This window comes from Micromonospora sp. ATA51 (assembly GCF_016802855.1).
Taxonomy (GTDB): Bacteria; Actinomycetota; Actinomycetes; order Mycobacteriales; family Micromonosporaceae; genus Micromonospora; species Micromonospora sicca.
In genome coordinates, this window is the sequence record NZ_JAEVHJ010000006.1 from 1 (window position 1) to 19,606 (window position 19,606).

The following is a 19,606-nucleotide window of genomic DNA, read 5'->3' on the forward strand; positions in this document are numbered from 1 at the left end:
CACCGCCGCCAAACACGGCCAGGACGCACTCGACGTGCTCAAACAGCTGTTCACCACCGGCCCGTGGATGCCCGCCGCTCTCTCAAGCTGAATACGTACCGATCACCGGGACCACTCTCCCTTGTGCAGCTAGCCGTTCAGAATCGTGTTAGCGCTAACAAGATTCATCGACGCCGCCCCCGGCCGAAAATCCGCGCATAAGGTGGAAGCCCCGATAGTTCAAGGGTGATTGACAAGGCAGGCTCGTCATCGACGGCCATGTTAGCGTTAACATCTCGGGCCAATCCATTGAAACATCGATGACACATCAATGTCAATCAACCCGACCGACCGAGTGGGACGTAACGACGTCAGCGGCGCCGGAGTCCACCGGCCATCGCTGCCGGCGATCGCTCGCCGACTTCGGGCGACGTCAGACCTGAAGCGGTAACCCGTTCTGGTGCAGCCGGAAGGAGTCGAGCTCGTCGGGGTCGGCCGCGAGCCGAGGACCGGGGAGCTGCCGGGCGATCCGTTCGAACATGATCCGGCTCTCCAGCCGGGCCAGATGGGCGCCCAGGCAGAAGTGGATCCCGTAGCCGAAGGCGATGTGCCGGCGAACGTCGGAGCGGTGGATGTCGAATGCGTGCGGCCGGTCGAACACCGCGGGATCGCGGTTGGCTCCCCACAACGACAATCCGACCCGATCGAACGCCGGGATACGTCCACCGCCGAGCTCGATGTCCTGGAAGGCGAACCGTGGCGGCACGATCTCGACCGGTCCCCGGAACCGGAGGGTCTCCTCGACCACCGCAGCCGACAGCGACGGATCCTCCCGTACCGCCTGCCACTGCTCGGGGTGGGTGAGCAGGAGGCGGATGCCGTTGACGATCAGGTCGACGGTGGTCTCCTGGCCCGCGATGAGCAGCAGTTGCACCAGGGCCACCAGCTCGTCGCGGTCGAGCTGCTCATCCTGGTCCGCCCGGGCCACCAGTTCGGAGATCAGGTCGTCTTCCGGGACCGCTCGGCGCCGGGCCGCCAGCTCATCGAGGTACGCCGCGAATTCGAGGGTGGCCTCCGGGCCGTCCGGGCCGGCCGACACGATCGCGGCCGACCAGGCGCGGAAGCGCGGCCGGTCGGGCTCCGGAATGCCGACCAGCTCCGCGATGACGTTGACCGGCACGGGGTCGGCAAGGTGCGTCACCCCGTCGATGCGTCCCCACCGGCGCGCCTCCGCGACCAAGCGGTCCGCGAGGTCGCCGATCCACGGTTCCAACCGGGCCACTGCGCGGGCCGTGAAGCCGCCGCTGACCAGCCCCCGCAGCCGGGTGTGGTCCGGCGGATCGAGGCTGATGAGCTGGCGGGCCTCGATTCTCGCCACCTCTGGCAGGTGATGCTGAGCCTGCTGCTGCATATCCGGGCAGTGGCGGTGGACCTCGTGCCCGATCGCCGGGTGGCGCAGTCCGGTCAGGACGTCGGCGTATCCGGCCACCACCCAGAACCGGTTACCCGCGGGATCGATCTGGAGGACGGGCCGCCCGGTGTCTCGTACCCGGTCGTAGAACTCGTGTGGATTTCGGCGGACCGCCGGGTCCCACAACTCGGACAAGTCGAATGTGGCCGTCACTCCGACTCCTCCATCAGGACGTTGGCCCCTGTCACGGGCGCTGGCCTGGCCGCCCCGTCGGGCATGCCGACCCGGCCGAGCCGCCGCCGAGTAGGCGCGGCAAGGGCAGCCCGCGAAGCGGGGCTCGGCGCACAGGTGAGCGCTAACATATTTACGTTTCCGAGAAGTGTCAAACCCCGGACCTACTTGTACGTAGGCATTGACGACGGCTCTGTTAACGCTCACACTCCTCGCATCAGCTCAGCCGGTTACCTGCGGCGTACGGGGCGCTCCGGCACCCCCGCCAAGGCCGGTCTGCATGCGCAAGCCCGACAGTATATGGAGGGTTGTCGATGTGGTGTCTGACGTCCCGGGCGACGAGCGCCGTGCCGGTCGACAAGCAGGAACGGCAGAGGCGCCGACGGGCGGCAGGTGCAGCGAGGTGCCGGCAGCGGTCCCATGAGCCGGCCCTCCTTACCGGACCCGCATGAGCACGATGCGGCCGTCCGACGCGGCGAGCGCGGCTCGCTCATCCCCCGATCCGGATACGTCGATCAGCCGTCTGGCCAGGCACCTGGCGCAGATATCCACGTGAAAGGACTAATCCAAAGTGGCCCAATCCGAGAAGCTCGCCGTCAATCGGCGCCAACTGCTTCAAGCGTCGGCGGCCGGTGTGGTTGCCGTCGCCTCCACCACCGCGCTCCCGGCAACGGCCGCCCAGGCAGCACCGGAAGCCGAAACAGCAGCCGCACCGGCGGCGCTCAGCTCGATTCCGGCCGAGCCCGGGCCCGGCGGTACCGCCCCGGTCCGGCCGTTCCAGCTGCACGACGTGCGGCTGGGCGACGGCCTGCTCCAGGAGAAGCGCGACCGGATGAAGAACTTCCTCCGGCAGTACGACGAGCGCCGCTTCCTCGTGCTGTTCAACAATCAGGCGGGTCGGCCGAACCCGCCCGGTGTCGCTGTCCCCGGCGGCTGGGAGGACGGCGGGCTGCTCAGCGGCCACTGGGCCGGCCACTTCATGACGGCTCTGGCACAGGCCTACGCCGACCAGAGCGAGCCGATCTTCAAGGGCAAGCTCGACTGGATGGTCGGCGAGATCGCCGCGTGCCAGGACGCGATCACCGCCCGGATGGACGACGGGTCGGGCGGGGATCCGCAGCAGCCGCCGCAGCCGCAGATCGGCCGGGTGCCGGGCAAGTTCGGCAACGGGCTCCGGCTGAACGGCACCACCGCCGCGCAGTACGTGACCCTGCCGCAGGAAGCGATCAGCCAGCTCAGCGACTTCACCATCGCCACCTGGGTGAACCTCGCCTCCGCCCAGAGCTGGAGCCGGCTGTTCGACTTCGGCCAGAACACCACGGTCAACATGTTCCTGACCCCGCGCGCCGGCGTCACCGGCAACGTGCCGCGGTTCGCCATCACGGTCGGCGGCTCCGGCGCGGAGCAGCAGATCAACGGCAACGCGGCGCTGCCGACGAATCAGTGGGTGCACCTGGCCGTCACGCTGTCGCGGAACACCGGCACGCTGTACGTGAACGGCGAGGAGGCCGGCAAGAACTCCAACATGACCCTCGGCCCGGCCAACCTGGGCAACCCGGGCAACCGGTGGATCGGGCGGTCGCAGTACGGCGACCCGCTCCTGGACGCGACCATCGACGAGTTCCACGTCTTCGACCGGGCGCTGAGCCAGCAGGACGTCCGGTCGCTGCTCGACTCGCCGGCCGGTAGCACCGGCGGCGGCACGATCGCGTGGTACCGGTTCGACGAGGACGGTGGCACCGTCCTCAAGGACGCCTCGCCCAACGGCCGCGACGCCGGAGTGGTGGTCAAGCAGGACACCGGGAAGCTCTGGGTGCCCACCCACCCCGGTTACGTGGGCGCCCTTCCGGAGGACGTGGTGCTCCGCCTCGGCCCGCCGAGGTGGGCGGTCTACGGCGGCAACAAGGACACCAACACGTGGGCCCCGTGGTACACCCAGCACAAGATCATGCGCGGCCTGCTCGACGCCTACTACCACACCGGCAACCAGCAGGCGCTCGATGTGGTCGTCAAGATGGCCAACTGGGCGCACCTCGCGCTGACCGTCGGGGACAAGAACCACCCCAAGTACACCGGTCCGATCACCCGGGACAACCTGAACTACATGTGGGATCTCTACATCGGCGGCGAGTCCGGGGGCGCGAACGAGGTGTTCCCGGAGATCTACGCGCTCACCGGCGACGCGAAGCACCTGGAGACCGCCAAGTGCTTCGACAACCGGGAGTCGCTGTTCCAGGCCTGCGTGGAAAACCGCGACATCCTGGTAACGACGCCGCAGACGCGTCCTGGCCGACGCCGCCCGGATCGGCTGCACGTCAACCAGCACGTACCGCAGTTCGTCGGATACATGCGCGTCTACGAGCGCAGCGGGGACTCCGAGTACTTCCAGGCCGCCAAGAACTTCTTCAAGATGGTCGTCCCGCACCGCTCGTTCGTGAACGGCGGTACGGGCGGCAACTTCCCCGGCTCCAACAACAACATTGAGATGTTCCAGAACCGGGACAACATCGCGAACGCGATCGCCCAGGGCGGTGCGGAAACCTGTAGCGCGTACAACTTGGGCAAGCTGGCGCGCAACCTCTTCCTGCACGAGCACGACCCGGCGTACATGGACTACTACGAGCGGGGCCTGCTCAACCAGATCGCCGGCTCGCGGGTCGACTCCTCCAGCGTCAGCAACCCGCAGGTCACCTACTTCCAGCCGTTGACCCCGGGCGCCAGCCGCAGCTACGGCAACACCGGTACCTGCTGCGGCGGGACCGGCCTGGAAAACCACACGAAGTACCAGGACACGACCTACTTCAAGTCCGCCGACGGCAGCGCCCTGTGGGTCAACCTGTTCGTGCCGTCGACGCTGACCTGGGCCGAGAAGGGCTTCACCGTCACCCAGGAGACGAGCTTCCCCCGCAGCGACCGCACCAAGCTGGTCGTGAACGGCAGCGGCCCGCTCGACCTCAAGGTGCGCGTACCGGGCTGGGTGGAGAAGGGCTTCTCCGTCTCGGTCAACGGCGCTCCCGTCCAGGTCGACGCCAAGCCGGGCAGCTACCTGACGTTGAGCCGGACCTGGGCGCCCGGCGACACCGTCGACATCCGGATGCCGTTCAGCATCCGGATCGAGCGGGCGCTGGACCGTCCCGACACCCAGGCGATCTTCTGGGGTCCCGTCGTCCTGCAGATCCTGGGCAATCCGGGGGGCGGCAGCTACCGCGAGCTGTCCCTCTACCGGTACCTGAAGCGGGACGGCAACTACGCCCGCGCGGCGATCACGCAGGCGGGCACGACCGCCGCTGGTGATCCGCTCTTCACCACGCACGGTTTCACGCTGCGGCCGTACTACATCAGCGATTCGCAGGCCGTCTCGTCGTACTTCCGCCGAGTCGAGCCGACGATCGTGTTCGGGTCCATCGACACGGGCGTGCCGAACCGCAAGCGGAACGACGGGCTGCCGAACTACGACGTCCCCGTGACGGGCATCACGTCGCCCGGTAACGACGGCCCGACCTTCCTCGATCTGGTGTGGGACCAGGCGCCCTTCGCCAGCCACGGCCAGTTCGTCTCGGCCGTCGCCCGCACCGCCGAGGCGTTCGTCGCGGCGGGGGTCTTCACCGACGCGGAGAAGGACGTCGTGGTCTCGAACGCCGCCCGCGCCAGCAAGGAACTCGCCCCGTAGTAGTACCGCGGCCGCCAGGAACCATTGACGGCCGATGTACCTGAGCCTGACGGCGCTGACCGACTCGAGTCGGTCAGGCCGCCGGGCAGGCTGTTTGACGTGGCAGTCGCCGCGGGATCTCCTGCACCGCTCGAGCGTGTCGGACTGCCACTCCGCCCCCGACCTCCTGCCCGGCGGCGAGCTGGGCAGCCCACGCCCCTCTCTTCACGCGCCTCCGGCAGGAAATGGGGTCGAGGGCTCGCGCATGTGAACGATGACGCCAGCCTGGTCGCCGAGTGGACCGCCGATGCACGCACGCTGAGCCCCGGCCCGCAGGGCCGTCAGCACGACCAGCGTCTGCGCGGCCTCCGGGACTGGTGGGAACCCCTGTCAATCTGCACCCCACAGGAGTGTGAGATGAGCAAGCAGTACTCCCGCCGGGCGGCCCTGCGCCTCGGTGCCTTGGCCGCCTCCGTCCCAGCGGTAGCGTCGGTGCTTCCGGCCACGGCCGCTCAAGGGGCAGGATCCACCGCAAGCCCGGGCGGGGCCGCCGCCCGGCCCGGCTGGGTCGGCCCGAACTGGTCGGTCAAGCCGTTCGCCCTCAACCAGGTGGCGCTGCATGACGGCATCTTCCAGCAGAAGCGCGACCGGATGCTCAACTACGCCCGAAACTACCCCGGCACGGGAGGCGTCTTCGACGGGCCCGACCGGATGTTGAACCTGTTCCGCGCCAACGCCGGTCTCCCCGCTCCCGGCACCTACCCAGGTGGTTGGGACACCCCGCGGCATCTGCTGCGCGGCCACTTCAGCGGTCACTACCTGACGCTGCTCTCCCAGGCCTACGCCGCCACCGGCGAGGAAGTCTTCCTCGACAAGCTCGACTACCTCGTCGAGGAACTCGGCAAGTGCCAGCGGGAACTGGACAAGCGGGAACTCGGCCGGGTGCCGGGCAGATCCGGCAAGGCGGCCCGGCTCGGTGACCCGCACCCGAACCAGTACGTTCTGCTGCCCCCGAGGACTCTCGACGGCGTCACCGAGCTGACCATCGCCGTCTGGGTGAATCTGGCGACGGCACAGGCCGGGGCCAGGATCTGCCACTTCGGCGCCAGTTCCAGCTCCTACCTGTCCCTGACCGCGAGCGACGGCGGAGGCCCGCGGTTCGCCATCACCAACGCCGGCAGCGCCAACGAGCAGCGGATCACCGGCAGCACCGAAGTGCCCGTCGGCGAGTGGACGCATCTCGCGGTGACGCTTTCCGCAACGGGCGTGGGCCGGCTCTACGTCAACGGGGTCGAGGCTGCCGGCAAGGTTCTCGCCCTGACCGCCGCCGCGCTGGGAGCGACGGTCGACAACTGGATCGGACGATCCCAGAACAGCAACGATCCCTTCCTCAACGCGACCGTGGACGACTTCCGGATCTACCGCCGCGCGCTCGACCCGGCAGAGGTCCGGGCACTCCAGTCGGACGGCACACCGTCGCCGGTCCCGTCCGACCTGGTGGCGTGGTACCGGTTCGAGGACGAGGGCGAAACGGCCGCCGACCACTCGGCCAACCATCGCGACGCGCGCATCATCGGCACGGGCTACCCCGGCTTCCTGGCTGCGTTCCCGGAGGGCCAGTTCGTCAGGCTCGAACCGCCCACCTTCCAGCCAAACAGCGGCCCGAACGCGGTATGGGCCCCGTGGTACACCTGCCACAAGATCATGCGAGGCCTCCTGAACGCCTACGACCTGACCGGCAACGAGGAGGCGCTCGACATCGCGTTCCGGATGGGCGACTGGGCCCACGAGCGACTGAGTCGCATCAGCCGGGACGACCTGAACCACATGTGGGACACCTACAGTGCGGGCGAGGCCGGGTCCATGAACGAGGTGATGGCGGAGCTCGCGGCGCTCGCCCCCGACCAGGATCAGAAGGCTCGCTACCTCGCGACGGCGAAGGCGGTCACGTTCACCACGCTGTTCGACGCCTCGCTCGCGGAACGCGACGAACTGAACGGACGCCACGCCAACCAGTACATGGCTCCCAACATCGGGTACCTGCGGATCTTCGAGCAGACCGACGACGCGGATTTCCACACCGCGGCCAAGAACTTCTGGTCCATGGTCGTTCCGCACCGCATCTTCAGCAACGGCGGCGCGGGCCGAAGCGAGCACTTCCGCCAGCGCGGTTCGATCACCTCCGGCTTCACCTCCTCGTCCGATCCGCGGCACGCCGAGACGTGCTGCGCGTACAACATGCTCCGCCTGACCAGGAACCTGTTCTTCCACGACCAGGACCCGGCGTACATGGACTACTACGAGAAGGCGCTCCACAACCAGATCCTGAGCTCGCGGCGGGACATCGACAGCGTCACCAGCACCGAGGTGACCTATCACCAGAACATGTGGCCGGGCAGGTCGCGGAAGATCGGCAGCGTCATCGAATACAGCAGGTACGGCGGGAACGGCAGTTGCTGCAACGGGACCGGCCTGGAAAGCCACACAAAGTACCAGGAGTCGATCTACTTCCACTCCGCCGACGAATCCACGCTCTACGTCAACCTCTTCATCGCCTCCACGCTCACCTGGCCGAGCCGGGGACTCGTCATCACCCAGGACACCGCCTATCCGACACAGGGAGCCACCAGGCTGCGGTTCGACCAGGGCGGAGGCCGGCTGAAGATCAAGCTCCGGGTGCCGTCCTGGGCCCGGCAGGGCTACGCGGTGACGGTCAACGGGGCCCGGCAGGCCCTGGACGCTGCTCCCGGCACGTACGTCACGCTGGACCGGCAATGGACCGAAGGGGACACCATCGACATCTCGATGCCCTTGAGTTTCCGGGTTGAGAAGGCGCTCGACGACAAGAGCGTCCAGTCCATCCTCTACGGGCCGACCCTCATGGTCGTTCGTGACGGCACACCGAGCTACCGACAGTTCACCTTCTACCGGGACCTCAAGCTGGATGGGGACCTCGCCCCCGCCATACAGCCGACCGACGTGCCGATGCATTTCACGACGCACGGTTACACCCTGGCCCCGTACTACATCTCCGACCCCGTCCCCGGTGAGTTCAACTCCTACCACCCCTACGTGAAGCGAGTGGAACCGGAGGTGGTGTTCGGGGCGATCAACACGGGCGTGCCGAACGACAGCATTCGCGACGAAGACGGCGAGACCTTCCTGGATCGGGTCTGGGAGGCGGCGCCCTTCGCCAACCACGGCCGGTTCGTCAGCCGGGTGGAGGAGGTCTCGAGCGAGTGGCTCGCGGCCGGCCGCCACACCCGGCAGCAACGGCAGGCGATCCTTGTCGGTGCCGCGCGGGCGCAGCAAGAACTGGCAGGCTGACCGGCTACCTGAGTTTCCGGAAACGGCTCAGGACCTGGGAGCGGCGCGGGACCACCGTGTGACATGGCAGATCCCGTTGCCGCCCCCGGCCGGGCCGGAGCCGACGCGCCGCCGACGATGGCGCCGTTCCCCCAGGCGCAGAACGACAACGCCGCCGGCCGCCCACCCGGGCGCGGCGGCGCATGCTGTCAGGAGAACGCCTGGGGCCGTTCTTGGTGATCGTTCCGTAGGTTGCCTCGGCGTAACAGCGGCGGAGGGGCTGCCAGGAGCAGCGCCTCCGCGCGTGTCAGCTCGCCGTCATCGGAGTTCGAACAGGGCGGTGAGGCCGGTTCCGTCATCTGCGGTGGCGGTGACCGCGTAGCAGGTGCCGGGCGTGGTGGGTGCCTTCCAGTTGTAGACGAACTGCCCGGCGGCGGTGTCGTAGCGCAGGGCGGTGGCGCCGGAGCCGGTGATCTCGATGTCCGCCGTGCCGGCCGACGTGGAGCAGGTGACCTCCTTCGCGGTCATGGTCACGGCGCTGGTCTCGCTGATCTCGTTGGCCGCGAACAGCTCGAACTTCAGGGGCACGGTGCTGCCGGCCTTGACCGTGTTGAGCACACCGTCCATGTGCACCGGCTGGTAGAAGCCCTTCGCGGTCCACGGCATCACCGTGTACGTCTGGGTGGCCGTGCTCGTGTTGCCTGCCGCGTCGGTCGCCGTCGCCGTGACGGTGTGCGTCCCGACCGCGGTGCTGTAACCGCTGACCACGCAGCCCGCCGCACCGGAGGTGGCGTCGCTCGCGCTGCAGGTGGGAGCGGGCGGTACCGCGCCGAAGTACACGACACCGATGGTGGAATCGAACGTCGCCGTCGGGGCGACGGTGTCGACCTTGACCGTCGCCGACTTCGGCTCCTCGACGTTGCCGCGCCGGTCGGTCGAGCGGAACTCCACCTGGTGGGTGCCCTGCTGGTCGACCGGGACCGGCGTTCCGGCGTAGGTCGTCCACTCACCGCCGTCGAGCCGGTACTGGGTGCCGGCCACGCCGAACGTGTCCTTCGCGGTGAGCGTGAAGGACGGAACCGTCGTGTACCACCCCTGGTTGCCCTCGGGCTGCGCCGGCGACCAGGCCACCGTCGTCGTCGGGGGCACCGTGTCGCCCGGATCGTCGGCGAAGACCCGCCAGTCCGTGATCGCGACCGCGGAGTAGGTGGTGCCGTTGCCGTTGGCCCTGATGGTGGCCCGCACACGGGGCGTGGTCACCGGGTTGAAGGTGACGGTGTTGAACGCGGTGGTGCTCGTGCCATAGCTGGATGCGCCGGTCACGTCGCGCCAGCCGGAGGTGGCCTCGTCCCAGTACTGCAGCACCCACCCGTCGGGCTCGGCGACGCCGTCGCCGCTGCCGCGGTTGGAGTCCCGCCAGAACTTCAGCTCCGTCCCGGTGATCCGCACGGGGCGCGACCAGTCGTACTGGACCCACTGAGTGGCCGGACGGTCGCCCGACCAGGTACCCCAGATCTGCGCCTGGCTCGGGTTCGTCGGGTCGGCCCCGTCGTTGAGCGCGGTAAGGCTGTTCCAACCGGCGGTGTAGGAGGCGGACGGGGTCGCCACCGGCGCGATGTTGCCGCTGAGCGGCCCGGACAGGTCTGCGGGAATGGTGACCGTCCTGGCGGTCTCCAGGTTCCCCGCCGCGTCGATCGCGCGGAACGACACGGTGTGCTTGTTAGCGTCCGGTGCCGCGATCGGGTCGGTGTAGCTCGTCCACTCCCCGGTGTCGATGGAGTACTCGATGCGGGCGACCCCGGAGGTCGCGTCGGCCGCGGTCACCGTCACCTTGCGGGTGGCGCTGTCCAGGGTGGCCGTGCTGACCGGCGCGGTGGCGTCGATCCGTACGGCGAGGCTCTTGGCCGCCGAGACGTTGCCCGCGCGGTCGGTCGCCGTTGCCGTGACCGTGTGCTGTCCGTCTCCGGAGACGGTGACGTCGGCGTACCGCACGCCGGTGGCGACGGCCGGCTCGCCGGCGTCCACCCGCGACTCGATGGTCACCCGGCCGCCACGGTCGTCGACACCGGCGACGCGCACCCGCACGGCGGAGCGGAACCAGCCGGCGGCGCCGGCGCTGCCCGTGGGCGTGAGTGTCAGGGTCGGCGCCGTCGCGTCGCCCTCGGTGTCACCGGGTGAGATGACGGTGACCTGCGCGGAGACGCGTTCGGCGGCATAGCCGAGCACCGTGCCGTGGATGGTGAACGTACCGGGGCTGGCAAACTGCTCCGTCGTCACCGGGTCCCAGAAGACCGGCACCTGCAACGTTTCGCTGCCGAACGACACCGGCACAGTGCCGGGTAGCTCCGTCTCGCCCACCTCGACCGTCATCGGTGGTGGCGTGACGGACTGCGGCTGGGTGGCGAGGATCTTCCACTCCTCGACCGCGACGGCCGAGTAGGTGCTGCCGTTGGTCGACGCGTCGAAGATCGCCCGGACCTGCGTGGTGGTCACCGGGTCGAACGTGGTGTTCTGGAAGCCCTGCGTGCTGGTCGGGTAGCCGCTCGGGTTCGGCACGTCGGCCCACTGGCCGGTGGCGAGGTTCCAGTACTGGATGCGCCAGCGGGCGGGTGCCGCGACCCCGACGCCAGTGCCCTGGGCCTGGTCGTTCCAAAAGTCGATCTGCGAGCCGGAGATCCGCATCGGCTGGTCCCAGGTGTACTGCACCCACTGCTGCGGTGGGTTGTTGCCGGTCCAGGTCCCCCACATGTCCGGCGGCAGCGGGTTCGACCGGACGATCTCGTCGTTGAGCGCCTTCACCCAGTACTGGGTGGGCACCGGCTCGTTGGAGACGGTGACCTTCGCCTCCTGGGCGATGTTCGGCCGGGGCGAGAGGTCCCGTCCCTTGACCGGCGTCGGCGTGACGAGCTTCATCCGCGGCGGGGTCAGCGTGTCGTCCCACTCGACCCGGTCGATGGCAACCGACCGGCGGAAGTGCCCGCCGCCCACGGCGTCGGCGGTGTGGTACGTCAGGTACCACTGGCCGTTGAACTCCAGGATGCCCGGGTGGCTCGTCGTCGAGGAGACCGGCCGAAGGATGGTCCCTCGGTAGGTCCACGGCCCCGTGGGCGACGACGCCGTCGCATAGGCGATGCAGGCGTGGTAGTTCGCCGGGGTGCATGGCGAGGTCGGGCCGGCGTTGTTCCCGGCGTACGCCAGGTAGTAGGTGCCGTTCCGCTTGAAGATCCAGGGGGCCTCGAAGTAGCCGCTCAGGCCGGTGATGGAGCGCTGGGTGCCGACCGGCGTCTTCATGTCCTGCCCGAGCTCGAGCATCCGCAGCTGGCCGAACGTGCCCCAGTAGACGTACACCCGCTGGTTGGGGGCCGCACCGTCGATGAGGATCGTCGGGTCGATGTTCTGGATGTTGTTGGTCGTGGGCACCCGCTGGGAGATCAGCGGCGAGCCCACATAGTCGCTCCACGGTCCGGTCGGACTGTCGGAGACGGCCAGGCCGATGGCGAACTTGTCGGCCGCCGGGCTGTTCCGCTCATAGACGGGGGCGTACCAGTAGTAGCGCCCGTCCACTCCCTGGACCACCTGGCCCGCGTACGCGCGTCCCGGGGTGGCCCAGCTGAAGACCGTTTCCGGGCGCGCCAGCGACGGAAAGTGCGTCCACTGCCCGGACGCGACATCGGTGGTCCGGAACGCGCCCCACTCGTTCATGATGAAGTCGTTGGTGGACGGCCCGGCCTGGTCGTGGCCCGTGTATATGTAGAGCTGGTCCTTGCCGCTGTCGTTGCCGGGGGAGCCGGCCGGCACGACGACGGGTGCCGGGTCGGCGGAGTAGTAGCTGCCGTCGCCGAGGATGGGATTGCTGGTGTTGGTGAAGGTGTACGAGTCGGCGGCGTAGGCCGGGGTGGCGACCCCGACCATGCCGCCGGCGACGAGTCCGGCCACCGCCGTCGCGGCGATCGCCCTGCGGAGCCGGCGCAGCGGCCCACGGGTTGGTGGCGCGGCGCCGCGCCTGGTGGTGGTGTTCACGGTGCCGATCTCCTCACTGTTGCGGTGGGGGATTGGTGGTGCTGGACACGGGCGTACTACCGGTCGAGAGGTGGTGCGGCCAGTGGCAACCACACGCGCATGGTGGACGGGCCCCGTTCCGCCCAGTCGTGGTACGGGATGAGCGGGACGTCGAACGACGCCGAGGGCACCGGCTCCAGGGGGCGCTCGGCGTAGGGCCAGGCGAGCTCCCGCCCGGGTTCCGCCACCGGGGCGACGAGGCGAACCCGTGGCCGGCCGTCGTGGTCCTCGACGGGAGCCGTGGCGTCGACCCGGACGTCCGCGACGTCAGTGACGGTTCCGTGGCTGGCGACGCCCAGGTCGATCGACTCGAGGCAGTAGACCTCGGGCCCCCGTTCGACGGCGACACTGCCGCGTACCGCGTCGATGCGGGGATCGGGGTGGGTCAGACGCGGTCGCATCGGCAGGACCAGCTCGACCACGTCTCCGGCCTGGAAGACGCGGCGTACGGTGACCCACCCGGGCTCGACGGACGCGGTGCTCACGTCGCCGCTCGCCCCGGTCACCACCAGCCGGGCCCCGTCGGCCCACCGTGGCACGCGAATCGAGAGCGTCCACGGGTCGGCGGCGTCCCGTTCCGCGGTGACGCGGACGGAGCCGGAGCGGGGGTAGTCGGTCTGCACGTCGAGGGTGATGAGCTCCCCGTTGTCCAGCCGGGTCTGGATGCCGCAGCTGGCGAACTGGTGGATCTGGACGCCGTGCGCATCCGCGGTGGCGACCAGCGCGTCGAGGCTGGCGAAGGTGCGTGCGACGTTCGGGGGGCAGCAGGAAACCTCGAACCAGGGGGCCCGGAGGGAGGACTCGGCGCGCAGTGATGCGGAGTTCGGGTCGGGGACGGCCCCAGGGCTGCGCTGGTGCAGGGTGTTGGCGTAGTAGAACGCGGTCCCGGACGCCGAGGGGGACGTGGCGACCACGTTGTAAAGCGTTCGCTCGATGAGGTCGCCGTAGCGGGTGTCGCCGCGGGCCAACAGCAGCCGCCAGCTGAACATGATCGAGGCGATGCCGGCGCAGGTCTCGGAGTAGGCCCGGTCCGGTGGGAGCACCCAGTCCTCGCCGAAGGCTTCGTCCTGGTGGTGGGAGCCCTGGCCGCCGGTGATGTACGTGCGCCGGGCCACCGTGTTGTCCCACTGGGTGACCAGGGCAGAGAGAAGCTCGTCGTCGCCGGTGTCGACCGCGACGTCGACCGCGCCGGCCGCCAGGTAGTTGGCCCGGACGGCGTGGCCGCGCAGCACTGCGGCCTGGCGCACCGGGATGTCGTCCTGAAAGTACTGCTGGCCCCACTCGATGGGGGGCAGCGTGCCGGTGCCGCGGCGGGCGACGAACAGCTCGGCCTGGCGCAGGTACCGCTGCTCGCCGGTGACGCGCGCCAGCTCCGCAAGACCGGCTTCGATCTCGGCGTGCCCGCACACGCTCTGGATGCCCTCGGCGCCGAAGACCTCACAGAGCAGGTCGGCGGCGCGGCATGCGATGGCCAGCAGGCCGTCGACGGCGTCCGGCCGCGTGCGGGCTCGCGCCACTGCGGCCTGGAACAGGTGGCCGAGGCAGTACAGCTCGTGGCCCCACTCCAGGTCGACCACCGCGGTGCCTGCCCGGGCCGTCCGAAGTTGGTGTTGAGGTACCCGTCGGGTTCCTGGGCCCGGGCGACCCGGCCGACCAGGTCCCGGAAGGCGGCTTCCAGGTCGTTGTCACCGGTGCGGCCGATCTCCCAGGCCAGCGCCTCAAGGTACTTGTAGATCTCCGAGTCGGAGAACTCGCGCCCGCGCCGGCCCTCGGGCAGGGGGCCGGTGGCAGCGAGCTCGAAGTTCCCGATCCAGCCTTCACGTTCGAGCCAGTGACCGATGTGCGCCAGAGTGCGCTCGCTGTTCACCGACTGGCGCTGGGCCCAGAAACCCCCGGTGATGCGGACCTCGTCCAAGCCGAGCGGACGCAGTCGCCCGGTCGTGGGGGCGGCGGGGACGAGCCTGGCCCGACGCTGGGTAGTCCTTGGGTCTGTGATCGTCATCGTGGGGTTCATCCTTTGAAGGCGCCGGACATGAAGCCGCGGACGTAGTGACGTTGCAGAAGCAGGAACAGGACGATGCAGGGCATGGCCAGCACCACGACTCCGGCTTCCGTGGCCCCATAGTCGATGACTCCCTGCACCTGGACGCGCAGGTTGGAGACGGCCAGCGGGAGGGTGAACCTGTTCGAGTCATTGATCAGGATCAGGGGTGCCATGAAATCGTTCCAGGCCGTCAGGAAGGCGAAGAGACCGACGGTGATCAGACCGGGCTTGACCGCCGGCAGTAGCACCCGCCACAGCGCCGTCCAGGAGGAGCAGCCGTCGACGAGGGCCGCCTCGTCCAGCTCGCGAGGGATGGCCTCGAAAGAGATCCGCATCATGAAGGTGGAGAACGGCAGCTGGAACATCGTCAGGACCAGGGCCACGCCGATGAGCGAATCCTGCAGACTCAGCTGGTTCAGAAGGACGTAGAGCGGGATCAGCATCGTCGCGTAGGGGACCATGAGGATCGCCAGAGTGGTCAGGAACAGGACGTTCTTGCCGGGGAAGTTGAACCGTGCGAACGCGTACCCGCCCAGCAGGGAGATCGCCAGCGTGAGGACGACCGTGGTCAGGGAGACGAACGCCGAGTTGGCGAGGTACTGCCAGATGCCGGCCTGATAGTCGGCCAGCGTGCGGTAGTTGCCGAAGCCCCACCCGTCGGTCTGGTTGGTGCCCGCGTGCGGCGAGACGGACGCGACCGCCGTCCAGGCCAGCGGAAACAGGAAGATGATGGCCAGACCCCCGGTGAAGATCCAGTACGGCGTACGTAGGACCAGGCCACCGATGGTTGTCGTGGGGGGACGGCGCACCGGACCAGGACGTGCCGGTGTCGCCTTCCCGATGGCGGCGCCGTCGCTCGCCGAGGAACGGTCGGACAAGCCGGTGCCCGGGTTCTTCGCGGCGTGAGCGCTGGCGGGCGTTGATGCGTGGGTGCTCATGTCGCTCTCACTTCTCGTCCGGGTTGTGGAAGGCCCGTAGCTGCACCGCATTGATGACGACCAGGGCGATGAGGGCGATGACCGACAGCGCGGCGGCCACTCCCAGGTCGTTCTGTCCCTGGAAGGCCATCGTGTAGATGAGCTGGACGACGGTGATGGTGCTGTTGTCCGGGCCGCCCTTGGTGAGGATGTAGAACTGCTCGAAGGCCAGCAGGGAGCCGGTGACGCACATGATGGTGGTCAGCGCCAGCGTCGGCCTCAGCAGCGGAAGGGTGATCCGACGAAAGATCTGCCACCGGGACGCGCCGTCGATCCGCGCCGCCTCGTAGAGCTCAGCGGGGATGCCTTGTAGGCCTACCAGCATCAGGAGCATGTAGAAGCCGGCGAAACGCCAGACGATGAGGAACACCGTGGAGAACAGGGCGGCGTTGGGGCTGCCGAGAAACGTCCAGCCGAGCTTCTCCATGAGGTCCGCGGCCGGCCCGGCGATCGGCGAGTAGAGCACGTAGAACAGCAGGGACGCGGAGGCGAGCCCAAGGGCGCTGGGGATGAGGAACGACGCCCGCAGCAGGCCCTTCCAACGGCTGGACTCCTGCACCAGCAGGGCCAGGCCCAGGCCGAGCGCGATGAGCAGGGCGGTGGCCAGGACAGTGTACTTGAGTGTGAAGACGACCGAGTCGGCAAAGAAGCGGTTGTCGAGAACCTTGGTGTAGTTGTCCGGGGCGTTGACGCCCTGGTCGCCGGTGAGCAGCGGCCAGCGCGAGAGCGACATCCGGACCACCAGCAGCAGCGGCAGGATGAACAAGACCGCTACGAACACCGCGGTCGGCGAGACGTAGAGCCATCCCTTGACGGCCTCACCGCGTCGTGCGGGTGATGCCGCGCTCGAGCGTCGGCGAAAGCGTCTGGCTCGGCCGGACATCAAGGACATACTCACGGCGCGGCCCTCCAAGAGACGTGCACGGCGCGGGGGAGTGGATCAGCCCGCTGCCGGACCCGGCCGCTCGACGACCGAGTCCGGCACCAGGGCGGGTGGACTACTGGGACAGCACCGACGTGACCTGCTCGTTGCTCGACTGCAGCTTGGTGCCCTCGCCGAGGACGGAGTCGCGGACCAGGCTGAGCCACGGGCTGTTCGTGGCGTTGTACGCCTGTTGGAAGTTCATCGCGACGGGCGTCTGACCCTTGCCGGCCACCTCGTTGATGGTCACCAGCCGTGGGTCCTTGACGGCGTACTTGTTGCTGGCCAGGTCCCCGCGGGAGACCACGTCGTTGTCCTTGGCCAAGACCTCGACCTGAGCCTCCTCCGACATCATCCAGTTGAGGAAGTTCCAGGCCTGTGCGGCCTTCTTGGAGTCCTTGGAGATGCCGAGGCCGTCGCCGCCGACGAAGGTGGACGCCCCGCCGCCGGGTCCCGGGATACCCGCCACGCCAACGTCGAACTTGGTCGACGACAGCAGCGTGGCCGGGTAGAACATCAGGCCCACCTTGCCCTCGGTGAACCCCGCGGTCCAGGTGGCGCCGGTTTCGTCCTTCGACGACGGCAGAACGGCCCCGGACTTCCAGAGGTCGCGCCAGGTGTCGAAGACCTTCTTGCTCTGGTCGCTGGTGAAGTTGGCCTGCGTACCGTCGCCGTTCATCACCTGGCCGCCCGCGGCCCAGACGGTGGGGAACCAGGTGAAGACGAGGCATCCCCCGCAGTTGAGCCCGGTCGCGGTGCCGTACACGTCCTTCTTGCCCAGGGCCTGGATCTTCTTGGCGTCGGCGGCGTACTCCTCGAGGGTGGCGGGCGCCTTGTCCGGGTCGAGCCCTGCTTCCTTGAACAGCGCCTTGTTCCAGAAGAGCATCGACAGGTCCAGCACGAACGGCAGGACGTGCTCCTTGCCGTCGACGGTGCCAGCGCCGAGGTGACCCTTGTTGATCGAGTCCTTGAAGCTCAGCCCGTCGACGTTGGCGCTGATGTCCCGGAACAGGCCCTGCTTCACCCAGTTCGGCACATAGACGATGTCGGCGGCGAACAGGTCCGGCAGGCCCTTCGACCCTGCTGCGGCCCCCACCTTGGCGACGTAGTCGTCGTTGGGGACGACGGTGAGGGTGACCTGGTTCTTGTGGCTCTTGTTGTAGGCCTCGACCAGAAGCTTGGCCTGCTTTTCCACGGGGGCTCGCGTCCACAGCGTCAGCTGGCTGCCGTCGTCGGTTCCGTCCGGGCCGACGCTGACCGCTGCTCCCGGCGCCGCGTCGCTCCCGCCGCCACACGCGGCCAGCGCGAGGACCGCCGCACTGAGGCCGACTGCCATGACGGTACGCAGACCGCCTCGCCGGTGGAATGTTTTCATCGCTACTCCTCTGCCCATCGTTGAGCGGGAGCCGCTGCACGGCCCCGGTGGTGGTGTGGTGAGAGCCTTGCCGTGGTGCTTTTTCGGTGATAGGTCGACGCCGGTACGGGTCGCGGCCCAGGAATGCGTCCGGGTCTCCGTCGTGGTCGGAGGATCGCGTGACAGGGGGTGACTGACGCTTGCTTTGTGAAAAGACCGAAACCCTTTTCTGTTTCGTGTAAAATAGTGGCCGACGTCACCCTCGTCAAGCACTTGGTGCGGCGTCTTGACGCAGGGATCGGCCCTACGGCGAACCATGGGGCCGGAACGATGGAGGAGAGCGCATGGCTGGCAAGGACCATGTCGGCGGCAGGAAGGCGGTGACCCTGACGGAGGTGGCACGGCTGGCCGGCGTCTCGGTGGCCACGGCGTCGAAGGCCCTCAACGGACGCAGTCAGGTTGCCGCGCGCACTCGGGCGCGCGTGCTCCAGGCGGCCGAGCAGCTGTCCTTCGTCCCCAACACGCTTGCGCAGGGCTTGCTGGTGGGGCGCACCGGAACCGTCGGTCTGCTCACCAGCGACCTCCAGGGCCGGTTCGTCATCCCCATCCTCATGGGCGCCGAGGACGCCTTCGGTGCGGGCCGCGTGAACGTCTTCCTGTGTGACGCGCGCGGAGACACGATCCGCGAGCAGCACCAGCTCAAGGCGCTGTTGAGTCGGCGGGTCGACGGTCTGATCGTGGTGGGGAGTCGGACCGACTCGCGTCCCTCCGTCGGCCACGACCTCCCGGTCCCGGTCGTGTACGTCTACGCTCCGTCCGACGACCCGGAGGACCTGTCGCTCGTCCCCGACAACGTGGCGGCGGGGAGACTCGCCGTCGAGCACCTGATCAGCTGCGGGCGGAGCCGCATCGCGCACGTGACCGGTGACCCCTCTTACGCGGCCGCGCAGGACCGGGTCACCGGCGCACTGGCGGCGCTCGACGCCGCCGGGCTGGAACTGGTCGGCGAGGTGATGTACTCGGAGTGGTCGGAGCGCTGGGGTCGTGACGCAACTGCGGTGCTGCTCGAGCGGTACCCGGACATCGACGCAGTCCTGTGCGGCTCGGACCAGATCGCCAGGGGAGCGTTGGACACTGCGCGTGACCAGGGGCGAAAGGTGCCGGGCGACATCGCCGTCATAGGGTTCGACAACTGGGACGAGATGGTTACCAACTCCCGGCCGGAGCTGACCAGCATCGACCCGAACCTGCAGCTGCTTGGCCGGTCCGCGGCCCAGCGGGTGTTCGCCGCCCTTGACGGTGAGGAGATGGGCAAGGGCGTGCACACCCAAGCGCCTCGTCTGGTCATCCGTGGCTCTACGGTGGCCCGCCGGTGAGCTGAGGCTTCCCCTCGTCGGCCGGTATCCCTCGACCGGCCCGGGTGCCCTTGCTGTCCCCACCGGCCCGTCCGAAACCCTTTCGGTGTCATTCGTCGGCCGTCCGGTCGTCGCGCTCGAATTGACCTCGGCTGACATCTTGCCGAAAAGGTTTTCGTAAGACAAGGTGGGCGCTAGTGACCGGGGTCACGCGAACCCAGCAGGAGGTGACGCATGTCAGCTTCCGACCCCACCGGCGACTGGCCGGCCACCTGTCCCGCGGCGCCCTGCGGCCGCTCGGCCTGGCCGAGGTGCGCGT

The 19,606-nt window shown here is 68.6% G+C and carries 9 protein-coding genes and 1 pseudogene; 3 read left to right on the forward strand and 7 right to left on the reverse strand.

The genetic code is table 11. The features are described 5' to 3' along the window. Positions 1-412: 412 nt before the first annotated feature. Positions 413-1,603 carry a cytochrome P450 gene (locus tag JNW87_RS02255; RefSeq protein WP_109801562.1) on the reverse strand — a complete coding sequence of 397 codons (1,191 nt, stop codon included), beginning with the start codon at positions 1,601-1,603 and terminating at the stop codon, positions 413-415. A gap of 589 nt (positions 1,604-2,192) precedes the next feature. Between JNW87_RS02255 and JNW87_RS02260 the strand changes: the two genes are divergently transcribed. Both JNW87_RS02260 and JNW87_RS02265 read left to right on the forward strand, forming a co-directional pair. Continuing rightward, positions 2,193-5,291, forward strand: coding sequence for a beta-L-arabinofuranosidase domain-containing protein (locus JNW87_RS02260; protein WP_109801561.1), 3,099 nt, complete (start codon positions 2,193-2,195; stop codon positions 5,289-5,291). A gap of 396 nt (positions 5,292-5,687) precedes the next feature. Beyond that, complete coding sequence (locus JNW87_RS02265; RefSeq protein WP_146231046.1) at positions 5,688-8,597, forward strand: beta-L-arabinofuranosidase domain-containing protein; 2,910 nt, start codon at positions 5,688-5,690, stop codon at positions 8,595-8,597. 297 nt (positions 8,598-8,894) lie between these two features. Here the strand turns inward: JNW87_RS02265 and JNW87_RS02270 are convergent, their stop codons facing one another. From JNW87_RS02270 to JNW87_RS02290, 6 genes and pseudogenes are all read right to left on the reverse strand, one after another. Next, positions 8,895-12,596 (reverse strand): OmpL47-type beta-barrel domain-containing protein, encoded by a 3,702-nt coding sequence (locus JNW87_RS02270; RefSeq protein WP_236647705.1) that lies wholly within the window; start codon positions 12,594-12,596, stop codon positions 8,895-8,897. 56 nt (positions 12,597-12,652) lie between these two features. After that, entirely contained in the window at positions 12,653-14,212 is a 1,560-nt protein-coding gene (locus tag JNW87_RS02275) for a beta-L-arabinofuranosidase domain-containing protein (RefSeq protein ID WP_309233879.1), read from the reverse strand. An 83-nt stretch (positions 14,213-14,295) separates the two neighbouring features. Continuing rightward, positions 14,296-14,649: pseudogene (locus JNW87_RS39160) on the reverse strand (hypothetical protein); the annotation flags it as partial. After that, complete coding sequence (locus JNW87_RS02280; RefSeq protein WP_109801558.1) at positions 14,646-15,617, reverse strand: carbohydrate ABC transporter permease; 972 nt, start codon at positions 15,615-15,617, stop codon at positions 14,646-14,648. The gene JNW87_RS02280 and the pseudogene JNW87_RS39160, both read right to left, overlap by 4 nt. Positions 15,618-15,624: 7 nt before the next feature. Continuing rightward, positions 15,625-16,422, reverse strand: coding sequence for a carbohydrate ABC transporter permease (locus tag JNW87_RS02285; protein ID WP_238452865.1), 798 nt, complete (start codon positions 16,420-16,422; stop codon positions 15,625-15,627). A 232-nt stretch (positions 16,423-16,654) separates the two neighbouring features. After that, positions 16,655-17,953 carry a sugar ABC transporter substrate-binding protein gene (locus JNW87_RS02290; RefSeq protein WP_109801556.1) on the reverse strand — a complete coding sequence of 433 codons (1,299 nt, stop codon included), beginning with the start codon at positions 17,951-17,953 and terminating at the stop codon, positions 16,655-16,657. A 323-nt stretch (positions 17,954-18,276) separates the two neighbouring features. Here JNW87_RS02290 and JNW87_RS02295 point away from each other — a divergent pair, with 323 nt between their 5' ends. After that, positions 18,277-19,308 (forward strand): LacI family DNA-binding transcriptional regulator, encoded by a 1,032-nt coding sequence (locus tag JNW87_RS02295; RefSeq protein ID WP_109801555.1) that lies wholly within the window; start codon positions 18,277-18,279, stop codon positions 19,306-19,308. Positions 19,309-19,606: the final 298 nt, after the last annotated feature.

Bases quoted from the DNA above. Each gene is read 5' to 3' on its own strand.
- JNW87_RS02290 (WP_109801556.1), bottom strand. From the start codon at position 17,953: ATGAAAACATTCCACCGGCGAGGCGGTCTGCGTACCGTCATGGCAGTC.
- JNW87_RS02265 (WP_146231046.1), top strand. From the start codon at position 5,688: ATGAGCAAGCAGTACTCCCGCCGGGCGGCCCTGCGCCTCGGTGCCTTG.
- JNW87_RS02295 (WP_109801555.1), top strand. From the start codon at position 18,277: ATGGCTGGCAAGGACCATGTCGGCGGCAGGAAGGCGGTGACCCTGACG.
- JNW87_RS02280 (WP_109801558.1), bottom strand. From the start codon at position 15,617: ATGAGCACCCACGCATCAACGCCCGCCAGCGCTCACGCCGCGAAGAAC.